The following is a 24,510-nucleotide window of genomic DNA, read 5'->3' on the forward strand; positions in this document are numbered from 1 at the left end:
AAACATGCTGGACACTTTACTAATAAATATCGGTCAATTACTAACAATGGATCAAGAAGATGGCTTGTTAAGACGGGAAGCGATGAACACGCTTCCTGTTATCGAAAACGGTGCGGTTGGAATTGAAAATGGTGTAATTACTTTCGTTGGAACAGCGGAAGAAGCGAAAGGATTACAAGCGAGAGAAGTTATTGATTGCGGCGGGAAAATGGTTTCTCCTGGTCTTGTTGACCCGCATACTCACCTTGTATTTGGTGGATCTCGTGAAAATGAAATCGCACTAAAACTACAAGGAGTTCCGTACTTAGAAATTTTAGAACAAGGCGGAGGCATACTTGCAACTGTAAATGCAACGAAAAAGGCGTCGAAAGAAGAACTTGTTCAAAAAGCGAAATTCCATTTAGACCGTATGCTATCTTTCGGAGTTACTACTGTAGAAGCGAAGAGTGGTTATGGATTAGATGATGAGACGGAATGGAAACAATTAGAGGCAACAGCACAATTACAAAAAGAGCATCCAGTCGATTTAGTTTCCACATTTTTAGGTGCTCATGCAGTTCCGAAAGAATATAAAGGTAGATCGAAAGAGTTTTTACAATGGATGTTAGATTTATTACCAGAAATGAAAGAGAAACAATTAGCGGAGTTCGTTGATATTTTCTGTGAAACAGGTGTGTTCTCTGTGGAAGAATCAAAAGAATTTTTATTAAAAGCGAAAGAGCTTGGCTTTGATGTGAAAATTCATGCAGATGAAATCGACCCTCTTGGTGGTGCGGAAGCAGCGGCAGAAATCGGTGCAGCATCAGCGGACCATTTAGTTGGAGCTTCTGATAAAGGGATTGAAATGCTTGCAAACTCGAATACAGTAGCAACATTATTACCAGGAACAACTTTCTATTTAAATAAAGAAAGCTTTGCTCGTGGTCGTAAAATGATTGATGAAGGTGTTGCAGTTGCGTTAGCTACAGACTTTAACCCAGGTAGCTGTCCAACTGAAAATATTCAGCTTATTATGAGCATTGCGATGCTAAAACTGAAAATGACACCAGAAGAAGTTTGGAATGCCGTAACGGTTAACTCATCATATGCTATTAACCGTGGTGATGTAGCTGGGAAAATTAGAGTTGGTCGTAAGGCAGATTTAGTTTTATGGGATGCTTACAATTATGCTTACGTACCGTATCATTACGGCGTAAGTCATGTGAATACAGTATGGAAGAATGGTAATATTGCATATACAAGAGGTGAACAATCGTGGAGCACGGCCACTATTTAAAGAAAAATGCAAAGTTTATTGATCGTGAAGTGACAAAATGGAGTGAGATGATTAAAGATTGGGAGGAAGGCGTAGAAATATTCGGTGCTGCCTTAATTGGAGCACCCCTTTCTAAACCATCTATTAGTCATTCAGGAGCAAGTTTTGCTCCAAAGACAATTCGTGCGATGTTAGATGCATATAGCACATATGCAATTACAGAAAAACACGATATGAAAGAAAGTGTCTTATATGATTGCGGCGATATTACGATGCATGTGACGGATATAAAAGAAAGTCATAAACGAATTGCGAAAACAGTTGGTCATGTAACGAAAATAAACCCGAACATGATACCAATCGTTCTTGGCGGTGACCACTCGATTAGTTTTCCGAGTATAACAGGTTTTGCAAACAGTAAAGGAAAGGTCGGAATTATTCAATTTGATGCTCATCATGATTTACGTAATTTAGATGATGGAGGCCCGTCAAATGGTACACCATTCCGTAGTTTACTAGAAAATGATGTCATTACAGGGAAACAACTTGTTCAAATTGGAATTCGTAATTTTTCTAATGCACGTGCGTACCATGAATATGCAATAGAGCATGGTGTAACAGTGTATACAATGAAAGACGTACGAGAGCGAGAAATAAAAGATATTATCACGGAAAGTATTGAAGTGTTAAGAAAACAAGGTGTGACTTCTATTTATATTTCTCTTGATATGGATGTACTAGACCAAGCGTTTGCACCAGGTTGTCCAGCAATTGGGCCAGGTGGAATGGATAGTACGACTTTACTAGATGCGATTGAATTCCTTGGTAAAGAACCGCTCGTTCAAGGGATGGATATAGTAGAGATTGATCCAACTCTTGATTTCAGGGATATGACGAGTAGAGTAGCGGCGCAAGTGATTATGAGTTTTCTTTTAGCGAGGGAAATAGTTAGTAAGCAGGTTAGTATATAGACGGAAAAGTAGATCTTTATTTATGCCTTAACAAAAACACATCACTACTTAAATGTAGTGATGTGTTTTTGTATTAAAAGAGAATGAATGTGTGTGGAACCGTTAATGGAATTGCGATTTTTATAGTGTATTGTGTAAATTTAATTTCTTGCTTCTGAAGTGTTGACGTGTAAAATAATTTTATGATAAAATAAAAATTTTGCTAAAAAACTAAAAGTGTGTTAACCTTGAGAAGGTTACCATATATGGAGGTGGATTATTTGTTTCAAATTGGCGATAACATTGTTTATCCAATGCAGGGAGCAGGTATAATTAAAGCCATAGAAGAGAAGGAAATCTCAGGAGAAAAACAACAGTATTATGTTATAAAAATGTCGGCTAGTAATATGGAACTAATGATTCCAGCAGGGAGAATATTGAATTCGAATATACGTCCAGTTACGGATATAACCGCATTAGCACACATAATGGATATTTTTCAACATGGGGAATCAGATAGATTACTTACATGGAAACAAAGGTATAAATTGAACACTGATAAAATAAAGACGGGTAAAATGCAAGAAGGTGCTGAAGTTGTGCGTGATTTAATGCGTATACAGAAAGAAAAAGCACTTAATGCAAGCGAAAAGAAGATGTTAGATAACGCATATGAATTTTTGATTAGTGAACTGGGATTAATTGAAGGTATCACAGAAAATCAGATAAAAAGCTTTTGTTAAGGTTCATTACAAATAATGTATTATATCCCAAAAAAGATCTTGAATTTTTTGGGAACATAATTATAGAAAATTTATCATTTCAAAGACATTCAACTCTTTCAAACCACTTTTAGAGCATTACCTCTATTGTTATTACTACAATCAAATCCATTTTTATTTTTTAATTTCATTTATGAATGTTCGAAGTTTAATTGAATACTTCGATAAAATAGTTACTTGATTTTTGCAATCCTGATTCACACTGGCACGGACGAGGAGCCGTAAGGATGAAAGAGAGGTAGGGCTTTCATTGTTTTAGGTATATAAGTTATTATTTTTAGAAGAATACTGAACCATTTTCACTTCTATTGATAAGGTGTTTTTTTTATTAAAGAGATAAACGAATTGACAGCCATATATGGTCAACAAAAAAGGTTTCCTCCTAAGGAAACCTTTTTAATATTATTTATAGCATTTTATTTTTTAGATATTCGAATTTTTTATTGTAAAGTCGTAAAAATTGACGTTACTATCTAAAAGTAAGTATGATGCGATTATAGTAAGATTTTTTAGGGGGAAGAAAAATGACAAGTTCAAGTAATAAAGCAGCGAGTATTTATGAAGGAACAAATGTAAATGCTGGGGGATTTTTTGAAAACGTTGAAGAAACAAAGTTGTTTGATCCAATTCAAGTTGGAGCTTGGTCTCTTCGTAATCGTATAGCGATGGCACCGATGACAAGATGCTTTGCAGATAATGAGACTGGAGTAGTTGGTGCGGATGTAGTGGAGTACTACAGAAAACGTGCTGCGGATGGAATTGGACTAATTATTACAGAAGGAATTGTCATTAGTCCGAGAGCAAAAGGAAACCCAGGAGTACCAGGTATTTATACACAAGAACAAATCGATTCTTGGAAACCTGTTACAGAGGCAGTACATAAAGAAGGCGGGACGATTATTGCTCAAATATGGCATGTTGGGCGTATGAGTCATCATGAAATAATTGGTGGTAAAATGCCACAAGCACCGTCGGCTATCGCTGCAGAGGGAAATGTTCCACGCTTTCGTAAACCGTTTGATACGCCAGAAGCAATGACGTTAGAAGAAATACAAGAAGTGATCGGTCAATACGCACAAGCTGCGAAAAATGCAATCGAAGCTGGATTTGATGGAGTAGAAATTCACGGTGCACACGGATATTTAATCGATCAATTTACGTATGAGTTTGCGAATAAGCGAACAGATAAATATGGCGGTGATTTAAAACAAAGGTTAACGTTTATGAAAGAAGTAACGGCGGCTGTAATAGAAGCTGTTGGAGCTAATAAAACACTTCTTCGTTTCTCTGCTTTCAAAGGTGATAATCCTACTTATATGTGGGAAAACCCTGAGTTTGCAATTGAAACGTTCATAAATATGTTTAAAGAGGTTGGATTAACGATGATCCATCCTTCAACGATGAATTATACCCAAGAGATTGCTGACGGAAAGAATTTTCATCAACTAGTAAGAAAATATTGGGATGGTACGATTGTTGGGGTTGGTAATTTAAATCCGAAAGAGGCCGAAGAAGCGTTGCAAGAAGGAACGATTGATGTAGCGGCATTCGGAAGACCGTTAATTGCTAATCCAGACTTTGTTTATCGAATTAAACACGCTGAAAGTTTAGTTGAATATGACGCGAAAGAGCATCTTGCTACGTTAGTATGAATAAAGATAAAAGGAGAACACATCTAGTGTTCTCCTTTTATTATGGAATTTCATAGGGGGAAGCGGGATGAGTGAAACGCTACTCGTTATTATTAGTATATTACTATTTTTAATGTTGCTTTTAATCGTCTTTTTTATCATTACATTTTTTATAAAAAAACGAACACATCATTCTATTTTAAAATTACATCCGTACTTAGGAAGAATGCGCTACTTACTGGAAAAGATAGGGCCTGAATTTCGACAATATTGGTTTGATCATGATACGGATGGAAAGCCTTTCTCACGTTATGATTTTCAAAGTGTTATGTTTTTAGCGAAATATCGCTCTGAAATACTTGGTTTTGGATCAAAACGAGATTTTGAAGCTTCTGGATATTATATTGCTAATACATTATTTCCGATATTAACGGAGGAATTAAGTGTGAATCTCACGCAAGAGCGAGAAGGTAAAAAGTACGTGATTCATAAAGAAGGGTTATTTTCAAGAAGAGAAAAATTGACAGCGGATACAACGAATCTTTGGCTGTACGAAGAAGATGATGCAATTATAGTCGGTGAGAACCGTAAATATCCGTGGAAGCTACATGGCATGTTTGGTGCATCTGCGACTTCTTATGGTGCGATTGGAGAAAATTATATTTTAGCGAGTGGTCTTGGAGCAAAAATGGCAGGCGGATCGTGGATTAATACGGGTGAAGGTGGCGTTATTCCAGAACATTTACATACAGGAGCGAATATCGTTGCGCAAATTGGTCCAGGGTTATTTGGATACCGTGATGAAGACGGTAATTTTTCAATGGGAAAATTCATGGAGAAAGTGAAAGAAAGTAATATTAGAGCATTCGAATTGAAATTTGGGCAAGGTGCTAAAATACGTGGTGGTCATTTAGAGGGGCAAAAAGTAAATGAGAAAATTGCGTTTGTTCGCAACGTCCGAAAGGGAGAGACGATTAATTCACCGAATCGATTTTCATTTTTAAAGAATGCAGCGGATACACTTTATTTTATTCAACAGTTGCAAGAAAGCGGCGGTAAACCAGTTGGAATGAAAATTGTAATTGGTCAGCAGAAGCCTTTGGAAGAGTTAATAAAAACAATGAAAGAACTAAACATTTATCCAGATTTTATTACAATAGACGGCTCAGAAGGCGGGTCAGGGGCAACGTATAAATCGATGGCAGATTGTATGGGACTGCCGCTTATTCCAGCATTACTTACATTTATTGATACAGCAAACCATTATGGTGTTCGTAACAAGTTTAAAGTATTTGCATCGGGTAAATTAATCACACCAGATAAAGTAGCGATTGCTTTAGCGATTGGGGCGGATGCTGTAAGTTCAGCCCGCGGATTTATGATGGCAAGCGGCTGTATTATGGCCCTTCAATGTAATTCTGGCCAATGTCCATCTGGTGTAGCCACGACGAATCCGCATTATCAAAAAGCGTTAGATCCGTATGAGAAGAAGTGGCGAGTCATGAATTATATTATTAGTATGAGATATAGTTTATTTTCATTAGCGGCAGCGGTGGGAGTGAAGAGCCCGCGTCATTTAAAGAGAGAGCATATTGTATTTAAAGACGAGATGGGGCGGGTAGTTCCTCTCTCAGAATTGTTTCCTACGAGTAAATAGTAAGATATGTTTAATAGATTAAAAGTCATACATTTGTATGGCTTATTTTTATTAAAAAATAAGGCGTTTAATTATCTGAATATTTTTACTTTAATTTCTTTTGAAAACAGGGTAATCCACTGGGATAAAGGCGTTTATAAAGGTTTTCACATGTAATGAAAAGTGCTCGTTCACTTGAAAGAACAAAAAATGTTTGTTAAGGTAGGGAACCATAAGCGAAAACAAGAAAATAGAAAAAGTCATTTTTCGAAATTTTGAATGGCTTATGGACTAAGGGAGAGATTTGGTGAAGATTGAAATTATGGTTTCGCTTGCTATTTATATGGCAGGTATGTTGTATATCGGATATTGGTCTTATAAGAAGACATCCGATTTATCAGATTATATGTTAGGTGGAAGGGGACTTGGTCCAGCAGTTACAGCTTTATCAGCTGGTGCTTCTGACATGAGTGGCTGGATGCTAATGGGATTACCTGGTGCGATGTATGCAACAGGATTATCAAGTGTATGGATTGCGATAGGTTTATTAATAGGTGCGTATGCAAACTATTTAATCATTGCCCCGCGTTTACGAACGTATACAGAAGTGGCAAATGATTCAATTACGATTCCAGACTTTTTAGAGAATCGGTTTAAAGATCGTACGAAAATACTTCGTTTTGTCTCCGCTATCGTCATTTTAGTATTTTTCACATTTTATGCGTCGGCTGGTTTAGTTTCAGGTGGACGTTTGTTTGAAAATTCTTTTAACCTTGATTATAAAATTGGTTTATTTGTAACAGTAGGTGTCGTTGTTGCGTATACACTATTTGGTGGCTTTCTAGCCGTAAGTTGGACGGACTTTGTGCAAGGTTGTATTATGTTTATTGCGCTTGTACTAGTGCCAATTGTTGCTTTTACGGATGTCGGTGGTGTAACAGAAACATTTAATACGATTAAGCAAGTCGATGCATCGCATTTAGATATGTTTAAAGGGACCACAATACTTGGTATTATTTCATTTTTAGCATGGGGCCTTGGATATTTTGGTCAACCACATATTATTGTCCGCTTTATGGCAATTACCTCTATTAAAGATTTAAAAACTTCTCGTAGAATCGGTATCGGTTGGATGACGATTTCAATTATAGGTGCAATGCTTACTGGTCTAATTGGTATCGCCTATTATGCTAAAAATAATGCGACATTACAAGACCCAGAAATGGTCTTTGTAACATTCTCAAATATTTTATTCCATCCGTATATTACAGGATTTTTATTATCAGCTATTTTGGCTTCGATTATGAGTAGTATTTCCTCACAATTACTTGTTATTTCAAGTGCAGTAACGGAAGATTTCTATAAAACATTTTTCCGTCGTAATGCAAGTGATAAAGAACTTGTATTTATCGGTAGGCTGTCAGTATTAGTTGTAGCGATGATTGCAGTTGTTTTAGCGTATCATCCGAGTGATACAATTTTAACGCTTGTTGGATATGCTTGGGCAGGATTTGGATCAGCATTTGGACCAGCAATTTTATTAAGTTTATATTGGAAGAGAACGAACAAATGGGGCGTTCTTGCTGGGATGATTGTCGGTGCATTAGTTGTTATCACTTGGGTACAAATTCCAAGTTTAAAAGCGACTATGTATGAAATGGTACCTGGATTCTTCTGTAGTTTATTAACTGTTATCGTTGTAAGTTTATTAACGAAAGAACCCGTTAAGGCAGTTCATCGTGAATTTAATGAGATGGAAGCAGTACTGGAAGAAGAAAAGAAATGATTTGCAAAAAGAGTAAACGATGAATAGCGTTTACTCTTTTTACATGTAAAATGAAAGTAAGGACTTATTGACAATAAAAAATAAGTAACTTATAATAAATCTCGAGTTCGAGATAAATAACATGCATAATGAAGAAATATTATGGTTATAAATCGAACGAATATTTTTTGTAAATTATCTTGAGTTCAAGATAATTTGATAGGTTAGACACCAATAGGTATTTTTGTAATTAATATCTCGAATTCGAGATAAAATTATTATAACGGATTTTACTTTGCAGCATGGACAAAATGAATAATGAATTTAAATGTAAAAGAATTTTTATAATGAAATAAAAAAGGAGTGGAAGAAATGGAAAAGAAAACAATGGGAATCCATCACATTACAGCGATTGTAGGGCATCCACAAGAAAATGTAGACTTTTATGCTGGTGTATTAGGGTTACGTTTAGTGAAACAAACAGTGAATTTTGATGATCCAGGTACGTACCATCTTTATTTTGGAAATGAAGGAGGAAAGCCCGGAACAATTATTACGTTTTTCCCATGGGCAGGTGCTCGTCAAGGTATTATTGGGGACGGTCAAGTGGGAATTACGTCTTACGTTGTACCAAAAGGTACAATGGAGTTTTGGGAAAATAGATTAGAAAAATTCGATGTTTCGTATACAAAAATGACTCGTTTTGGAGAGCAGTATTTAGAATTTGATGATCCGCATGGTTTGCATATAGAATTAGTTGAAAGAGAAGCAGGCGAATTAAACAATTGGAGTTTTGGAGAAGTTACACCAGAAGTAGCAATTAAAGGGTTTGGAGGTGCTGTTCTTTTATCTGCACAGCCTCAAAAAACAGCTGAATTGTTAGAACATATTATGGGTCTTGAAAAAATTGGAGAAGAGGGCGAATTTGTTCGATTCCGTTCTTCTGCTGACATTGGAAATATTATTGATTTGAAATTATCAACAATCGGTCGTGGCCAAATGGGCGTTGGCACAGTTCATCATATTGCCTGGAGAGCGAGTGATGATGCTGATCAGCTAGACTGGAAAGAGTATGTGTCGCGTTTTGGATATCACGTAACTCCTGTACAAGATCGAAATTATTTTAACGCGATTTATTTTAGAGAACATGGTGAAATCTTATTTGAAATTGCAACAGATCCTCCTGGTTTCGCTCATGATGAATCGTTAGAGACGATGGGGGAGGAATTAAAGTTACCGGAACAATATGAACAACATAGAAAACAGATTGAACAAACGCTTTTACCATTTGAAGTGAGAAATTTAGATTAAAGTGATTGAAGGGGGAAAAGGATTATGATGAAACATGTTTTTCAAAAAGGAAAAGATACGTCAAAACCAGTGCTGTTATTACTTCATGGCACAGGTGGTAATGAATTAGATTTACTACCACTTGCAGAAATAGTTGATCCGGAAGCGTCGGTATTAAGCGTTAGGGGAAATGTGTTAGAGAATGGGATGCCGCGTTTTTTCCGCCGATTAGCAGAGGGCATTTTTGATGAAGAGGATTTAATTTTCCGTACGAAGGAATTAAATGAATTTTTAGATGAAGCGGCTAAAGAATATAAATTCGATAGAAATAACATTGTAGCTATCGGTTATTCGAATGGGGCAAATATCGCAGCAAGCTTATTATTCCATTACGAAAATGCATTGAAAGGTGCTGTGCTTCATCACCCAATGGTACCTAGAAGAGGAATGCAATTAGCAAATTTAGCAGGGAAATCTGTGTTTATTGCTGCTGGGACAAATGACCCAATTTGTTCATCAGCAGAGTCAGAGGAATTGAAGGTACTATTAGAAAATGCAAATGCGAATGTAACAATGCATTGGGAAAATCGAGGGCATCAATTAACGATGGGTGAAGTAGAAAAAGCAAAAGAGTGGTATGACAAAGCATTTTAAAAAAAGAAGCATCTGCTAACGATTAGCAGATGCTTCTTTTTTATTTAAGACTTGATTGCAAGATGAGATGAAGAAAGTGGTAGCTCAATATCAACAATCGTACCTTTATTTAATTCGCTTGAAATGTGTAATTTACCATGATGTTCTTCAATTATTTTGTAACACATCATTAATCCTAGTCCTGTGCCTTTTTCCTTTAAACTATAAAAAGGTTCGCCTAGACGGGAGATACGATCTTCTGGAATGCCACAACCTTCATCGATAATTCGTATTAAGATGAAATTATCCTCTAATGGTTTTGTTTGGATGAAAATATTTCCGCCATTTGGCATCGCTTCTATCGCATTTTTTAATATGTTTATAAAAACTTGTTTTAATTGGTTACCGTCACATTGAATATCATATACGTAATCAAAATGATCCATGATGATATGAACGCTATACATAATTGCAGTCGGTAAAATAAATGTAACTACCTCTTCAATTAAAGTTTGTATGTTACAAGTTTGGATAGATAATACTTGTGGCTTAGACATCGCCATAAATTGACTCGTGATGGATTCCATTTGTGAAATCTCACTTAACATAACATCGATATACCATTTTTGCTCCTCATTTATTTCAGGGAGGAGCAACGTTAGAAAACCTTTTAGAGAAGTGAGTGGATTTCGAATTTCATGGGCAATTCCAGCTGTCAGTTGTCCGACTACTGCGAGCTTCTCAGATTTTCGTAATAACTTTTCAGTTTCTTTTAGCTCAGTAACATCTCTCCCCATCACGATAAGACCTTTGCGAGAACCGTCAGGATGATAAAGCGGGACTTTTGATATACTTAAGATTAGATCGAAATCATCTCTATGTATAATAAATTCCTCGCCATGAAGAATTTGTCTTTGTTGCCATGCTAGTTCATCAATTTCTTCACAATGTAAAAAAGCTTCTCGGTATGCTTCATTATATTGAATGAGTTCGCTATCTTTTTTCCCGTGGTAAGGTACATGATGGAAATTGAAGCAAGAAAGTGCGTAGTCATTTGCCTCAAGCCAGCGCCCTTCATGATCTTTAAAAATAACAAAGGCAGGCATGGAGTTTACTAATGTACGCAATCTCTTCTCACTTTCTTTTAGTATATTCTCAATTCTTTCTGATTTTTCAAGCGGCTTCATAATAGCATATACGCCAGTAAGACGATTTTGAACAAAAATAGGAACTAGTTTTGTCACAACATCTAATAAGAATCCATTTTTATGATAAATAGATAAGATATACTCTTGTTGATTATCCGCTTCAGTATTCTTTATATTTTGTAATACTTGCTCAGAAATATGGGCTTCTAAAATAGAGGTAATATTTTTCTGTTCTAATTCTAAAGAAGTGTAACCTAATATTCTTTCGGCAGAAGGATTTATATGTAGAATAACTCCTTCTAAATTTAATGAAATAATACTATCAGGATTGTGTTCGAACAGAGATGCGTACATTTCTGTTAATGAACGATCTTGTATATGGTTTCGCAAACGTCTAGAAATGTTCGGATGACGTTTTTTTTGAGTTGGTGAATATTTTTTACGACTCATAATAGTTCCTCCGTACAAATAGCATCTAAAAAGATTTGTCTATTCATAACTATAATATAGATGTAATGTGTATTTCTATAAAAAATGGAAGTTATAGAATAAATTTTGTTTTTTTTTATTTTTTGCAAGGTGAATGCAGGATGGTAATAAGGGGAGCTTATATTGTTTTATAAACCTTTTGTAAGTTACAGACGGCTGTTTTCCGTATAACATTAGGGTAGAGGAGGGGGAGAGAAAATGAAAAATTATATTCAAGGGATTGATCACGTGCAAGTAGCTGCACCTGTAGGGTGTGAAGAAGAGGCGCGTGATTTTTATGGGAATACGATTGGTATGGAAGAAATTCCAAAGCCAGAAGAGTTGAAAAAACGAGGTGGATGTTGGTTTAAATGCGGAAATCAAGAAATCCATATTGGTGTCGAGCGGAACTTTACACCAGCTAAAAAGGCTCATCCAGCTTTTTATGTGAATGAAATTAATGAATTTAAGCAAACACTTATAGAGCAAGGTGTTAAAGTGATTGATGATTATGCACGGCCAGATGTAATTCGATTTTACGTGTCAGATCCATTTGGAAACCGAATTGAATTTATGCAAAATAAAGACTAGGTGGATTCCCACCTAGTCTTTAACTTCTTCTGAAAAGTCCTAACACTTCTACAGTTTCTGTAATATTAACGAATGCATTCGGGTCGATTTCAGAAATTGTTAGTTTCATACTTGCTAATTCTTCACGAGAAACGACGGTCATAAGTACACGCTTTTTCTCGCTTGAATAAGCACCTTCGCCATCAAGTAACGTTATTCCACGTACAACAGTTGAAAGAAGTTGTTTTTTCATTTTTTCTGCTTCATTTGTTACAATCATAAGTGTAACTTTACGATGTTTTGTATGAACAGCATCAATTACTTTACCAGTTACATAAATTGAAAGTAAGCTTGTAAGTGCAACATCCCAGGTGAAGAAGAATCCTGCGATTATTACAACGACTGCATTTAAAATAATAAGGAATCCGCCAAGTTTAATGTCTCGCTTGCGGGATAAAAGCATACCGATAATATCAAATCCACCAGTGGATCCATTACAGTTAAAAACAAGACCAATACCAGCTCCGGCGATTACACCTCCGAAGATAGAAGATAACAATGGATCTGTTGCTACGACTTTTACTGGAACGTAGTATAATGCAACAGATAATACAACTACAGAGACAACTGTGTTAAAAATTACTTTTTTTCCAAGACCTATGTACCCTAAAATAAGGATAGGTAAGTTTAATACAAAGTTAATAATGCCTGTGTTTACAGGGGTTACAATCCCTAAAATAATAGCAATTCCGCCAATTCCACTACTTAAAATTTTGTGGGGGATAAGGAAAAGATTAAAGGCAACCGCAATAATAATAGAACCGATAATAACACCAAGGAATCTGACCATTTCTTTCCCGTCCTTCACTGAAAAATTCATATTATTTCAAGATTATATATGATATTGAAAGTTTTGGGTAAAAACAGTTTATTTAGGTAAATTAGATTAATCAAAAGAATTTGAGTATTTTATCATTTGAAAGGGGATACAGTTGTGAAGATAAAAACATATCAACAGAAAAGCCCGTTGAAGCAAGAATGTGAGGATTCTTATTTTTGTAATAAAGAAAAAAAGATTTATGGTGTATGTGACGGTGCAACACCACTTGTCCCGTTTCGTGATGAAAAGGGACATAATGGAGCATACATCGCTTCGCATTTATTTGCAAGTTATTTTACTGCATTACGAGAGAATCATAGTTTACAATTTGCAGTTGCCAAAGCAAATGAAGCATTGCAAAGCAAAATGTTAGAATATGAAGTAGACACGAGAAAAAAAGAGCATTTATGGTGCACATGTATCGCGGCAGTCCAAATAGTTGGTGAGAAAATTGAATATGCGCAGCTTGGGGACTGTATGATTGTCGCAACTTTTCAAAATGGAACGATGCAAGTATTAACGAAAGACACAGTTGAAGGAATTAGTAAAAGAGCAAAAAAGAAGAGGGAAGAAGATCGTAAAAAAGGGTTATCTGTACCAGAAGAATATGTTTTTCAAGATGTTCGAGAACAGTTAAAATACAATCGTTATCTTGCAAATATGCCAAATGGTTATTCAGTTGCAAATGGAATGAAAGAAGCGATACATTATTTACAACATGGTGAATTACATACAGATGAAGTGAGTGGGATTTTCATTTGTTCAGACGGGTTATTTCACCCAGATTGGTCATTAGAACAAACTGTTGCATATATAAGAAAGAATAGTATAAACGAATATATAGCAATTATTGAAGAGCTAGAAGCGGAAAAGAGAATAAGGCCAGATGATAAAACGATTATTATGATTGATTTTTAAGAGGAGGCAGTTCAAATGGAAATTAAACGTGTCAATCTAACATTTCAAGATGAATTAGTTCCTTTAGAAAAAGTAAACAAACTGATTATTCACCATACAGCTGAAGATGGATGGGACGTGTATAAAACGCATGAATTTCATCAAACTGTAAGGGGGTGGAGCGGAATTGGTTACAACTATTTTATCGAAAAGGATGGAACTGTAGTGGAAGGGCGAGGTTTACATATTGGAGCGCACGCGAAAGACCATAACCGTCATACAATTGGAATATGTATGACGGGAAATTTCGATAAATACGATCCCACTCCCCCGCAAGTGAATGCATTATATTCTTTATGCAAAATGTTTATGAAGCAATTTGCTATAAAGAAAGAAAATATACTAGGTCATAGGGAGTTAGAAGGAGTTACAAAAAGCTGTCCTGGTAATCGTTTTTCTATGGTAGAGTTAAGGAAGATATTATCTTAAATATAGAGGAGTAACAACGATGATGAATATAAAAATACCAAATGATAAAAAAGAAGAGCTTGTAGCGCAAATTCAGCAATTTTTCATGGAAGAAGATCTAGATGAAATTGGGCGTTTCCAAGCAGAGCGTTTAATAGAAGAAATGATTAAATTAGTTGGACCATTTGCATACAATCAAGCAATTGGAGATGCAAGAAAGCTTGTAAGTGAGAAATTAACGAATATGGAAGAAGATTTATACGTGTTAGAGAAAAATGAAGGGAAATAAAAAAAGAGCCGATGGGCTCTTTTTTATTTTTCTTTCTTATGTTCCTTATATTCATGTACTTTTTCTTTCACATTACCAACTGTATCTTTAGCAGTGCCTTTCACCTTATCCCATTTTCCTTCAGCTTGTAATTTCTTATTGTCAGTTACTTTCCCAACAACTTCTTTTACTTCACCTTTTACCTTATCAATGGCACCTTCTACTTTTTCTTTTAAACCATGATCATGTTTAGTCATACATTTCTCCTCCTTGTAGTTTGATTAGAATTCTCTTTTCATATTGCAAGTTGAATGATGTATCTAGTAATAGCGTAACAAATCTAGTTTGAATATTCAAATGATTAATAGGATAGAAAAGGAATTGTCATAAAATGTTTAAAAATGTAACGGAAGGAGAAATAAAGTAAATTATAATATGTCTTTTGCGGTCCATATTGATTTTGTATAAGCAATTTTCAGGTGGGCACGTTCCATGTTATTTTGACTGCCGCTACCGAATCTTGCTTGTCCAACTATTAAAGTACAATTGGATTCAATAGCTGTCTTAATTCGTTTTTGAATTAATGCAGTATGACAGCCTTTACACTGAAATTCTGGCAAAGTAGCAGAAGCAGCTAATGATGCGACACCCTTATTTATATACAGGACACCAATACCAGCAGGGATATTTTGAACTTCAGCTATGAAAAAATGCCATCCTGGTTCATTGTAAAGAATTTCATTATTTTGGCGCACGCTATCTTTTGTAAAGGATGGCATATTAAATCCACGTACATAAATGTCTGCAAAAATAACAAACTCATTTTCTTTTAGTTTTCGTATTGTAATATTAGAAGGAGGAAGTGGTGAACCCTCTCTCGGTATACTATACAAAGCAGTATGGAAGCTAGATTGATAAAACCCTTTTTGAGATAAGTATTGAAATAATTCAGTTGTACCTTGTGCTGGGGTAATTTCAAAACGACAAGGGATTTGTAGTGATTCATAATAAGAAATGATTGCATCAATCGCATCTGCATTTGTAATACCTTTTACCGTATTAAAAGCAGGACCAGCAATTATTTTTGATGAAAAGGCAGTGGCGCTACCGAATTTTTTCATTTGCACTTGCATTGGGTTTCCGCTTATTGTTTGTAGTCTCTCTAATCTAGAAGAGAGCATGTCAATTTCTGCATTTTCAATTTCTGTTGCTATATCGAGTGTCATAACAGTAGTCATAAAATTCCTCCGTTAATAAATATATTTCATAGTACATATACGATTTTTGTTTTGAGATTCCTGTTGAAATGTGAGAGAATAAGAGGTTTTTTGGAAGGGAAATGGAAGTGAGCTGTCGAAGGGAGTGGAAACAGATTAAAGGTGGTGCTCTCATGAAACAAAAAACCGTGCAGACATGCTCTAATTGTGGTTCTCAAAACATAGGAGAAGGTGAGTTTGTCGGATATGCACAAATACGGAAAAAGGAAACGATGTTCACATCTTCACCGGTGGATGCTTATATTTGTACAGATTGCGGGAATATCCTTCTATTAAAAGTACGACATTATGAAAAGTTTAAGCAGAAGCCGTTATGATCATTGAGAAATGGTCATATCCAACGTTGTATACGAAACGACTTATGTTAAGGAAAATGAATATGAGTGATAGTTTACATATATATGAGTATGCTACAGATAAAGAGATGACAACTTTTACTGTATGGGATGCTCATCGATCGTTATGTGACACATATAACTATGTAGAAGAAATTGTGGGGCAATATAATGAAGGGCAAGTAGCACCTCTTGGAATTGTATTAAAAGAGGAGAAAAAACTTATAGGCACGTGTGGATTTATAAAATATGATTTGGTCACACATACAGCAGAAATTGCATACGCCTTATCTCGAAAATATTGGGGAAGAGGATTAGCCACGGAGGCTGCATTAGCTTTTTTCTACTATGGTTTTCATGAGTTGCATCTTAATAGTATTGAAGCGGGATGTGATTCAGAAAATGAAGCATCTGAAAAATTAATGAAACGTTTGAATATGGAGTACAAATATACAATTCAGAAGGATATGTTTATTAAAGGTAAGAATCGCGATACAAAAAGATATTGTATATCTAGAGAAGGATATATGAATCAATGAAATATCTTACATTGAAAAACTCCTTTAAATGAATCAAGGAGTTTTTTTATTTTGATAACAATAAATCGGAGTTTATCTTTTTGTTCGTGTGTTAGGAGTATGGAAGATATATCGAATTTTAGTAGAAAATAAGGAATACAGTAATCGTTTTATTTTTAAACTGAAAAAGAAAGTAAGAAAAAAGGTAGATAGTTTATCGTTCTGAATTATTTCCAAAGAAATAATTCAGAAAATACAGAAAAAAGTCGTAATCATTTGTAGAAGTCTGTTATAATAAACGGAAAATGAAAACGTTTTAAAGGGGGACATAACCAATATGATGATGAATGTACCGCTAACAATTAGTTCTATGATGGAAAGAGCAGAGAAACTGTTTTCGAAGAAAGAAATTGTTTCACGGACGTATGATACAGTTACAACGTTAACGTATAAGCAGTTAGGGGAAAGGACGAGAAGACTTTCCAGTGCGTTGAAAGAGCTTGGAATTAAAGAAGGTGAACGTGTAGGAACGTTAGCGTGGAACCATCATCGACATGTGGAAGCGTATTTTGCTATTCCAGGTATTGCTTCTGTTTTGCACACAATTAATATTCGTTTATCTCCTCAACATATTTCATACATTATTCAGCACGCAGAAGACCGAGTTCTACTTATAGATGAAGATCTCGTACCGCTCGTTGAAAATATTCAATCACAATTATCAACTGTACAAGCTTACATTATTATGACGGATAAAGATGAACTCCCAAATACGACGCTGAAGCCTGTATATCATTATGAAAAGCTATTAGAAGAAGGCGATCCAAATTTCCAATTTGTAAAAGATATTGATGAAAATACACCTGCTGGTATGTGTTATACGTCAGCAACTACAGGAAATCCGAAAGGTGTTGTATATACGCATCGTAGTACTGTTTTACACTGTATGGCACTCGGTTTAGCTGATACAGCTGCTTTATCGGAAAGTGATGCAGCAATGGCAATCGTCCCGATGTTTCATGTGAACGCTTGGGGACTTCCTTTTGCGGCGACTTGGTTTGGATCAAAACAAGTTCTTCCTGGACCGATGTTTACTCCGAAAATTTTATTAGAGATGATTCAATCAGAAAAAGTGACGTTAGCTGCGGGTGTGCCGACAATTTGGCTCGGCGTATTACAAGAGTTAGAAAATAATAGTTACGATTTATCTAGTATGACGAGAATACTATGCGGAGGTGCAGCGGCGCCGAAAAGTGTTATTAAAGCATTTGAACAGAAACATAATGTTCCGTTCATACATGCATATGGTATGACTGAAACGAGTCCACTCGTAACACTTGCACGTTTAAAAAGTTATGAAACGGAATTATCGTATGAAGAGCAACTACAAATTCGCTCTAAACAAGGATATCTTGTACCTGGTGTCGAGATGAAAGTAGTCGGGACAAATGGTGAAGTGAAGTGGGATGGTACTGAGATGGGAGAATTATGTTTACGAGCACCGTGGATCGCTGAAAGCTATTATAACGATGATCGTACTGTCGAAGGGTTTCGCGATGGATGGTTGTATACTGGTGATGTTGTCACAGTGGATGAGGAAGGTTGCGTGAAAATTGTTGACCGTACGAAGGATGTTATTAAAAGCGGGGGAGAATGGATTTCTTCGGTCGATCTTGAAAATGCTTTAATGGCACATGATGCTATATTTGAAGCGGCTGTCGTTGCAATTCCTCACCCTCAGTGGCAAGAGCGACCAATTGCCTGCGTTGTTCAAAAGAAAAATAGTACGGTTACAAAAGAAGAAATATATGAGTTTTTAAAACCACAGTTTGCGAAGTGGTGGTTGCCAGACGATATTGTATTTATGGAAGAAATACCAAAAACATCTGTTGGAAAGTTTTTAAAACAGGTGCTTCGGAAAGAACTGGAGCATTTGCATAGAGAGAAATAAGTGAATTCTTATTTGTAAACTTAAACGAATTAATAGTTGACAAAAGAAGGGCGGAAAGATAATATAACTTTTGTAATATGTTATCTAAAAACAATTGTAAGTTTACAAATAGGAGAAGCAAATATGAATACAAAAAACTTAGTTTTCGTCGCTTTATTTAGTTCTATTATGGGAGTGTTAGGGTTAATACCTCCGATTGCTCTTTCTATTACACCAGTTCCGATTACATTGCAATCACTCGGTGTTATGCTTGCGGGTGGGTTGTTAGGATCACGTCTAGGTGCGTTAAGTCAGCTTATTTTCTTACTTATTGTAGGAGTTGGAGCACCATTACTTGCTGGTGGACGCGGTGGCCTTGGTGTATTTGTTGGGCCAAGTGCAGGATATTTACTTGGTTACATCATTGGAGCGTTTGTTATTGGTTATTTAATTGAGCGTTTACGTGAAGTTTCTATTATAAAAGTATTATGTATTAATATAATTGGTGGTATTTTCGTAGTTTATGTATTTGGTATTACTGTACAAGCGTTTTTAATGGATGTTTCTGTATGGGAGACAATGAAAGTGAGTGCTGTGTTTTTACCAGGGGATTGTATAAAAGCAATTATTGCGGCAGTTCTCGTAACAAAATTACATCGTTCATTGAAACATATTATTACACCCGCTTTAAAGAATAGAAAATATACAAATGCGGGATGATAAAGGGAAGAAACACGTACATTGCGTGTTTCTTTTTATTATTTTTGTAAAGAAAGGACGTCTCATATGGGTGTTACAAAAAAATACAAAAAGCAAGCCTCTTTACAACCAAATAAAATAGCGATAAAGGAAAATGATAGAGTTTTAACATATAAAGAGTGGTTCGAATCAGTTTGTAAAGTAGCAAACTGGTTGCACGCAACAGAATCAAAAAATAAAACAATAGCAATCCTATTAGAAAATCGTATAGAGTTTTTACAACTATTTGCTGGTGCCGCTATGGCTGGGTGGGTTTGTGTTCCGTTAGATATAAAGTGGAAACAAGATGAGCGCAGAGAAAGAATTGAAATTAGTAATCCGGATATGATTGTGACAGAACGATATAAGGTGAATAATCTATTGGATGAAGAAGGAAGAGTAATTGAAATTGATGAGTGGAAAAGAATGATAGAGAAATATCTTCCTACATATTCCACTGTAGAAAGTGTACAACATGCTCCTTTTTATATGGGATTTACATCAGGATCAACAGGAACAGCAAAAGCATTTTTACGTGCACAGCAATCGTGGGTTCATAGTTTTGATTGTAATGTACATGACTTTCATATGAAAATGGAGGATTCAATTTTAATAGCTGGGACGCTCGTTCATTCTCTTTTCTTATACGGGGCAATAAGTGCATTATATGTAGGACAAACAGTGCACATTATGAGAAAGTTCATTCCGAATCAAGTATTAGATAAGTTAGAAACTGAAAATATATCGGTTATGTATACAGTTCCGACAATGCTTGAATCTTTATATAAAGAAAATAGATTAATAGAAAATAAAATGAAAATTATTTCATCAGGAGCGAAATGGGAAGCTGAAGCAAAAGAAAAAATAAAGAATATATTTCCTTATGCGAAAAGATATGAATTTTATGGTGCATCAGAGTTAAGTTTTGTAACAGCACTAGTCGATGCAGAAAGCGAAAGAAGGCCAAATTCAGTAGGAAAACCTTGTCATAATGTGCAAGTTCGAATATGTAATGAAGTAGGAAAAGAAGTACCGAAAGGTGAAATAGGAACTGTTTATGTGAAAAGTGATCAGTTTTTTATGGGATACATAATAGATGGGGTTTTAACACGGGAGTTGAATGCAGAAGGCTGGATGACAGTGCGAGATGTAGGCTATGAAGATGAAGAAGGCTTTATATATATTGTTGGTAGAGAGAAGAATATGATTTTATTTGGAGGAATCAATATTTATCCAGAAGAAATAGAAAGTGTATTACATGAACACCCAGCTGTTGATGAAATAGTTGTAATTGGTGTGAAAGATAGTTACTGGGGTGAAAAGCCCGTCGCGATCGTAAAAGGAAGTGCTACAAAACAACAATTAAAAAGTTTTTGCTTACAACGATTATCCTCGTTTAAAATACCGAAAGAATGGCATTTTGTAGATAGAATACCTTATACAAATAGTGGGAAAATCGCTCGTATGGAAGCAAAAAGCATGATTGAAAACCGGGAGAAAACATATGAATAAGGCAGTTATTGTAGAGGCAAAAAGAACACCTATCGGTAAGAAGAATGGGATATTAAAAGAGTATAAAGTTCAGCAATTAGCAGCGCCGCTTCTTACGTTTTTAAGTAAAGGAATTAAGAGAGAGATAGACGATGTTATATTAGGGAATGTTGTTGGACCAGGAGGGAATGTTGCAAGATTATCTGCTTTAGAGGCAGGACTTGGCTATCATATTCCTGGTGTAACGATTGATCGGCAATGTGGTGCTGGTTTAGAAGCCATTCGAACTGCGTGTCATCTCATTCAAGGCGGAGCAGGTAAGTGCTATATCGCCGGAGGAGTAGAGAGTACAAGTACGTCACCTTTTCAAAAAAGAGCACGATTTTCACCTGAAACAATTGGTGATCCTGACATGGGAGTAGCGGCTGAATCTGTTGCGGAGCGTTATAACATAACGAGAGAAATGCAAGACGAGTACGCTTGTCTTAGTTATAAGCGGACACTGCAAGCGTTAGAAAAAGGCTATATACATGATGAAATATTTTCTTTTAATGGATTATTAGATGAATCTATAAAACCAGAAATGAATTATGAACGAATCATTAAAAGAACAAAGCCCGCATTTTTACAAAATGGAACAGTGACGGCAGGTAATTCATGTGGTGTAAATGATGGGGCATGTGCTGTTCTTGTAATGGAAGAGGGACAAGCCCTAAAGTTAGGTTATAAACCTGTCCTTCGTTTCGTTCGTAGTGCTGTAGTAGGAGTGGATCCCAATCTTCCAGGGACTGGTCCGATATTTGTGGTGAACAGATTATTAAACGAAATGAATGTAAAAGTAGAGGACATCGATTATTTTGAAATAAATGAAGCATTCGCCTCAAAAGTTGTTGCTTGCGCAAAAGAGTTACAAATTCCGTATGAAAAATTAAATGTAAATGGTGGGGCAATTGCGCTCGGTCATCCGTACAGTGCATCTGGGGCTATGCTTGTAACACGTTTGTTTTATCAGGCTCAGAGAGAGTCTATGAAATATGGAATTGCTACATTAGGAATTGGAGGCGGGATAGGGGTTGCGCTATTATTTGAGAAAGTAGAAGACTAGCGAGGTAACTAGTTTTCTACTTTTTGAGGAACATAAACATTACTACCAGGCTTCGCTTTCATTTCGTTCCAAGCAGCAATCGCATCAGCTTTTGCTTTTCCTTTATTATTTGGATCTTCGAAAAAGTCACGAGTAAAGCGATTGTATTCAAATTGTGCACTGATAGTTGTTTTGTATGTAGGGTCTTTTTTTCGTTCGTTTTCTTCATGCCAAAAAGCTACCGCGTCTTCATATGTTTTTCCAACATTCTCTTTGAAAAATTTTTGAAGAGCTACTGTAAAGCGGAAGTTTGTTCCGATTTTTTCTTTGAAAAAAGCACGAACATCTTCGCTACAGCGGTGATTTTTAGTAATAATCGTTTGAAGAGAAAGGTCTTTATAAGAGAGGGAAGCTTTACTCACTTTTTGCCCAGAGCTGTTTTTTAAGACTTTCCCTGTAGTTAAATAATGTGAGATACAATCGGTTATTTCAATCTTAGAGCCACTAGCTGGCAACCCATGCTCACGACAAAATGTTTGGAGTTCTGCTTTTAACCAATAATAGTTTTGGAAATCTTCAAGTGATATAGACTTTGTTAAAGGTGGACGCATGAATGTAACAACTACTTTCTTCCATAATTTTCTTTAATTATAAAACATACGTTCTTTTTATGGAAGGATTAATTTGTAAATATAATGGGAAGAGGAGATTACATATGGAAAATGTAATGCAAGTTCGTGTTACGGGAATTTTAATTGAAGGTGAAAAAGTATTGCTAGTAAAGCAAAAAGTTGCTAATAGGAATTGGTCTTTACCTGGAGGAAGAGTGGAGAATGGTGAAATGTTAGAAGAGGCGATGATTAGAGAAATGAGAGAAGAAACGGGATTAGAAGTTAAAATTAAGAAGCTACTCTATGTTTGTGATAAACCGGATGCCAGGCCATCTTTATTACATATTACATTTCTACTTGAAAAGATTACAGGGGAAATTACGTTCCCCTCAAATGAATTTGATCATAATCCGATTCATGATGTACAAATGGTGCCGATTAAAGATTTAAGTCATTATGGTTTTTCGGAAACTTTTATAACTCTTATAAGTGAAGGCTTTTTAAATGCAGGGAGTTACCAAGGATTGAAACAAAATATTGGCCTGTAACTATAGAGGAAGGATAGCTATTAGCTATCCTTCCTAAAAATGTTTTACACCGCCGACTGTAAAGAAGAAACAAGCTGATTTAAAAATTCATCTCCGCTCAAAATTGCTTTCCCGCCACCGCGAGCACTCTTTTTATTTCCGCCACCTTTTCCTTCAATTGTAGGAAGAGCATCTTTTAAAAGAGCATTCATATCGAGTGATACTGATTTTCCGCAAGCGAGAATACATTGTAGTTTGTCATCATTTTCGATGACGAAATACGTAATTGCATGCTCTTGTTGTTCTGTAATAATAGCGGAAAGCTTTGCAATTTCTTGCATAGAACGATTTGTAAATACTTTAGAAATAAGTATGCCGGCATGTATTTCCGTAGGGTGTTGAAGTAGTTCATTTGCCTCTGCAAATAATAATTTTTCATTCATTGTTTGTATTGCTTTTTCGTTTTCTTTTTGAGAAGTAAGCAGTTGCGCCACTTTTGCTGGAATATCAGTTTCGCTACTATTTAATTGTTTGGAAACATTCTTCATAATTTGTTGCTGTTGTCCCATTAATTTAAGTGTGCGCCAGCCAGCGATAAACGTTAGTCGTATGCCACCTTTATTGCGTTCCCAGCTAAGAACTTGAATAGGACCTACTTCACCAGTACGTTTCGGGTGTGTTCCGCCACAGCCGTTATAATCAAAGTTTTCGATCATAACAACGCGTATATTTTCTGTCATAGTTGGTTCTTTACGAAGGGGCAACGTTTTCGCTTCTTTTAAGTTCATCCACTGGATGCGGATTGGATGGTTTTCAAAAACAATTTTGTTTGCAATTTGTATTGCTTTTTCAACCGTTTCTGCATGAAGATTTTCTGTTTCTAAATCAATTGTTACTGTTTCTTTACCAAGATGGAATCCAATTGTAGGCATGTTAAAATGGTCCCAAAAAGCAGCAGATAAAATGTGCTGAGCCGCATGTTGCTGCATATGATCAAAACGGCGCTCCCAATTGATTTTACCTTCTACGTCTTCTGTATGTAATTGTTCTGCAATGTAGTGACGAATTTCTCCGTTTATCTCTTCTACATTGATTACATTGATATCATTTAATGTACCAGTATCATATGGTTGTCCGCCACCTGTCGGATAAAATGCTGTTTCATTCAAAACAACGTATAAGTTACCGTCTTTATCATAATCTTGCTTTATAATTTTAGTAGTAAAGTCTTGCTTATAAGCGTCAGTGTAATATAATTTGTGCTCCAATTTTCTTTCTCCTCTCGCATTAACTAGTTTCATTGTAAAGCAATTGAAATTAGTTTCCTAATATTTCAGAAGAAAGAAACTATTTTTAGA

At 35.7% G+C, this 24,510-nt stretch carries 25 protein-coding genes and 1 pseudogene; 20 read left to right on the top strand and 6 right to left on the bottom strand.

Annotated elements, in window-relative coordinates:
- The first annotated feature begins 4 nt into the window (after positions 1–4).
- The 8 genes from hutI (at position 5) to ACS2QP_RS13470 (ending at position 9,963) form a co-directional block, all read left to right on the top strand.
- Positions 5–1,276, top strand: coding sequence for an imidazolonepropionase (gene hutI, locus ACS2QP_RS13435; protein ID WP_153582452.1), 1,272 nt, complete (start codon positions 5–7; stop codon positions 1,274–1,276).
- Positions 1,255–2,226, top strand: coding sequence for a formimidoylglutamase (gene hutG / locus ACS2QP_RS13440; protein WP_326263243.1), 972 nt, complete (start codon positions 1,255–1,257; stop codon positions 2,224–2,226). The genes hutI and hutG overlap by 22 nt, the downstream gene beginning before the upstream one ends.
- A gap of 260 nt (positions 2,227–2,486) precedes the next feature.
- Positions 2,487–2,948: a CarD family transcriptional regulator gene (locus ACS2QP_RS13445; protein WP_170317877.1), complete on the top strand. Its 462-nt coding sequence runs from the start codon at positions 2,487–2,489 to the stop codon at positions 2,946–2,948.
- A gap of 563 nt (positions 2,949–3,511) precedes the next feature.
- A complete protein-coding gene (locus ACS2QP_RS13450) occupies positions 3,512–4,639 on the top strand; it encodes an alkene reductase (protein WP_153582451.1) in 1,128 nt (375 codons plus the stop codon).
- A 67-nt stretch (positions 4,640–4,706) separates the two neighbouring features.
- Positions 4,707–6,275, top strand: coding sequence for an FMN-binding glutamate synthase family protein (locus tag ACS2QP_RS13455; RefSeq protein WP_332284444.1), 1,569 nt, complete (start codon positions 4,707–4,709; stop codon positions 6,273–6,275).
- Between the two features lie 286 nt (positions 6,276–6,561).
- Positions 6,562–8,040 (top strand): sodium/proline symporter PutP, encoded by a 1,479-nt coding sequence (gene putP / locus ACS2QP_RS13460; RefSeq protein ID WP_000687591.1) that lies wholly within the window; start codon positions 6,562–6,564, stop codon positions 8,038–8,040.
- Positions 8,041–8,391: 351 nt separating this feature from the next.
- The gene (locus ACS2QP_RS13465) at positions 8,392–9,330 is read left to right on the top strand and encodes a ring-cleaving dioxygenase (RefSeq protein ID WP_000412739.1); all 939 of its coding nucleotides are present in this window, start codon (positions 8,392–8,394) and stop codon (positions 9,328–9,330) included.
- Positions 9,331–9,354: 24 nt separating this feature from the next.
- Positions 9,355–9,963, top strand: coding sequence for an alpha/beta hydrolase (locus tag ACS2QP_RS13470; protein WP_000975488.1), 609 nt, complete (start codon positions 9,355–9,357; stop codon positions 9,961–9,963).
- A gap of 44 nt (positions 9,964–10,007) precedes the next feature.
- Here ACS2QP_RS13470 and ACS2QP_RS13475 read toward each other — a convergent pair whose 3' ends face one another.
- Positions 10,008–11,540 carry a BA3702 family sensor histidine kinase gene (locus tag ACS2QP_RS13475; RefSeq protein WP_438882505.1) on the bottom strand — a complete coding sequence of 511 codons (1,533 nt, stop codon included), beginning with the start codon at positions 11,538–11,540 and terminating at the stop codon, positions 10,008–10,010.
- Positions 11,541–11,777: 237 nt separating this feature from the next.
- Between ACS2QP_RS13475 and ACS2QP_RS13480 the strand changes: the two genes are divergently transcribed.
- Positions 11,778–12,149, top strand: coding sequence for a VOC family protein (locus tag ACS2QP_RS13480; RefSeq protein ID WP_000800772.1), 372 nt, complete (start codon positions 11,778–11,780; stop codon positions 12,147–12,149).
- 19 nt (positions 12,150–12,168) lie between these two features.
- Here the strand turns inward: ACS2QP_RS13480 and ACS2QP_RS13485 are convergent, their stop codons facing one another.
- Entirely contained in the window at positions 12,169–13,008 is an 840-nt protein-coding gene (locus tag ACS2QP_RS13485) for a YitT family protein (RefSeq protein WP_002005544.1), read from the bottom strand.
- A 96-nt stretch (positions 13,009–13,104) separates the two neighbouring features.
- Between ACS2QP_RS13485 and ACS2QP_RS13490 the strand changes: the two genes are divergently transcribed.
- Genes ACS2QP_RS13490 through ACS2QP_RS13500 form a run of 3 tightly spaced genes read left to right on the top strand, consistent with a single transcriptional unit; the run spans position 13,105 to position 14,662 of the window.
- On the top strand, positions 13,105–13,926 hold the full coding sequence (locus tag ACS2QP_RS13490; protein WP_002041632.1) for a protein phosphatase 2C domain-containing protein: 822 nt from the start codon (positions 13,105–13,107) through the stop codon (positions 13,924–13,926).
- Positions 13,927–13,941: 15 nt separating this feature from the next.
- Positions 13,942–14,394: a peptidoglycan recognition protein family protein gene (locus ACS2QP_RS13495; protein WP_000404002.1), complete on the top strand. Its 453-nt coding sequence runs from the start codon at positions 13,942–13,944 to the stop codon at positions 14,392–14,394.
- 19 nt (positions 14,395–14,413) lie between these two features.
- Positions 14,414–14,662, top strand: a complete 249-nt coding sequence (locus tag ACS2QP_RS13500) for a DUF2164 domain-containing protein (protein ID WP_000981066.1) — start codon at positions 14,414–14,416, stop codon at positions 14,660–14,662.
- Between the two features lie 23 nt (positions 14,663–14,685).
- Here ACS2QP_RS13500 and ACS2QP_RS13505 read toward each other — a convergent pair whose 3' ends face one another.
- Together ACS2QP_RS13505 and ACS2QP_RS13510 are read right to left on the bottom strand one after the other, a co-directional pair.
- Positions 14,686–14,898 (bottom strand): CsbD family protein, encoded by a 213-nt coding sequence (locus ACS2QP_RS13505; protein ID WP_000160410.1) that lies wholly within the window; start codon positions 14,896–14,898, stop codon positions 14,686–14,688.
- Positions 14,899–15,069: 171 nt separating this feature from the next.
- Positions 15,070–15,879, bottom strand: a complete 810-nt coding sequence (locus tag ACS2QP_RS13510) for a GNAT family N-acetyltransferase (protein WP_153581148.1) — start codon at positions 15,877–15,879, stop codon at positions 15,070–15,072.
- 152 nt (positions 15,880–16,031) lie between these two features.
- Between ACS2QP_RS13510 and ACS2QP_RS13515 the strand changes: the two genes are divergently transcribed.
- The 7 genes and pseudogenes from ACS2QP_RS13515 to ACS2QP_RS13545 all read left to right on the top strand — a co-directional run bounded on the left by ACS2QP_RS13515 (position 16,032) and on the right by ACS2QP_RS13545 (position 22,035).
- Positions 16,032–16,235 (top strand): hypothetical protein, encoded by a 204-nt coding sequence (locus ACS2QP_RS13515; RefSeq protein WP_000810948.1) that lies wholly within the window; start codon positions 16,032–16,034, stop codon positions 16,233–16,235.
- Positions 16,232–16,792 (top strand): GNAT family N-acetyltransferase, encoded by a 561-nt coding sequence (locus ACS2QP_RS13520; protein ID WP_000582845.1) that lies wholly within the window; start codon positions 16,232–16,234, stop codon positions 16,790–16,792. Before ACS2QP_RS13515 ends, ACS2QP_RS13520 begins: the two co-directional genes overlap by 4 nt.
- Positions 16,793–16,856: 64 nt before the next feature.
- Positions 16,857–16,997: pseudogene (locus ACS2QP_RS13525) on the top strand (helix-turn-helix domain-containing protein); the annotation flags it as partial.
- A gap of 111 nt (positions 16,998–17,108) precedes the next feature.
- Positions 17,109–18,722, top strand: a complete 1,614-nt coding sequence (locus tag ACS2QP_RS13530) for a long-chain fatty acid--CoA ligase (protein ID WP_153581150.1) — start codon at positions 17,109–17,111, stop codon at positions 18,720–18,722.
- Positions 18,723–18,845: 123 nt separating this feature from the next.
- The gene (locus ACS2QP_RS13535; protein WP_153581151.1) at positions 18,846–19,421 is read left to right on the top strand and encodes a biotin transporter BioY; all 576 of its coding nucleotides are present in this window, start codon (positions 18,846–18,848) and stop codon (positions 19,419–19,421) included.
- Positions 19,422–19,487: 66 nt separating this feature from the next.
- Complete coding sequence (locus tag ACS2QP_RS13540; protein ID WP_153581152.1) at positions 19,488–20,951, top strand: acyl-CoA synthetase; 1,464 nt, start codon at positions 19,488–19,490, stop codon at positions 20,949–20,951.
- Positions 20,944–22,035 (top strand): acetyl-CoA C-acyltransferase, encoded by a 1,092-nt coding sequence (locus ACS2QP_RS13545; RefSeq protein ID WP_438882506.1) that lies wholly within the window; start codon positions 20,944–20,946, stop codon positions 22,033–22,035. The genes ACS2QP_RS13540 and ACS2QP_RS13545 overlap by 8 nt, the downstream gene beginning before the upstream one ends.
- Positions 22,036–22,043: 8 nt before the next feature.
- Here the strand turns inward: ACS2QP_RS13545 and ACS2QP_RS13550 are convergent, their stop codons facing one another.
- Positions 22,044–22,625, bottom strand: coding sequence for a DUF6434 domain-containing protein (locus ACS2QP_RS13550; protein WP_088351676.1), 582 nt, complete (start codon positions 22,623–22,625; stop codon positions 22,044–22,046).
- Between the two features lie 104 nt (positions 22,626–22,729).
- Here ACS2QP_RS13550 and ACS2QP_RS13555 point away from each other — a divergent pair, with 104 nt between their 5' ends.
- A complete protein-coding gene (locus ACS2QP_RS13555) occupies positions 22,730–23,173 on the top strand; it encodes an NUDIX hydrolase (RefSeq protein ID WP_438882507.1) in 444 nt (147 codons plus the stop codon).
- A gap of 44 nt (positions 23,174–23,217) precedes the next feature.
- Here the strand turns inward: ACS2QP_RS13555 and ACS2QP_RS13560 are convergent, their stop codons facing one another.
- Positions 23,218–24,420 (bottom strand): alanyl-tRNA editing protein, encoded by a 1,203-nt coding sequence (locus tag ACS2QP_RS13560; protein ID WP_153581155.1) that lies wholly within the window; start codon positions 24,418–24,420, stop codon positions 23,218–23,220.
- Positions 24,421–24,510: the final 90 nt, after the last annotated feature.

Origin of the sequence: Bacillus cereus group sp. Bce019, assembly GCF_051781745.1 — a bacterium.
Taxonomy (GTDB): Bacteria; Bacillota; Bacilli; order Bacillales; family Bacillaceae_G; genus Bacillus_A; species Bacillus_A cereus.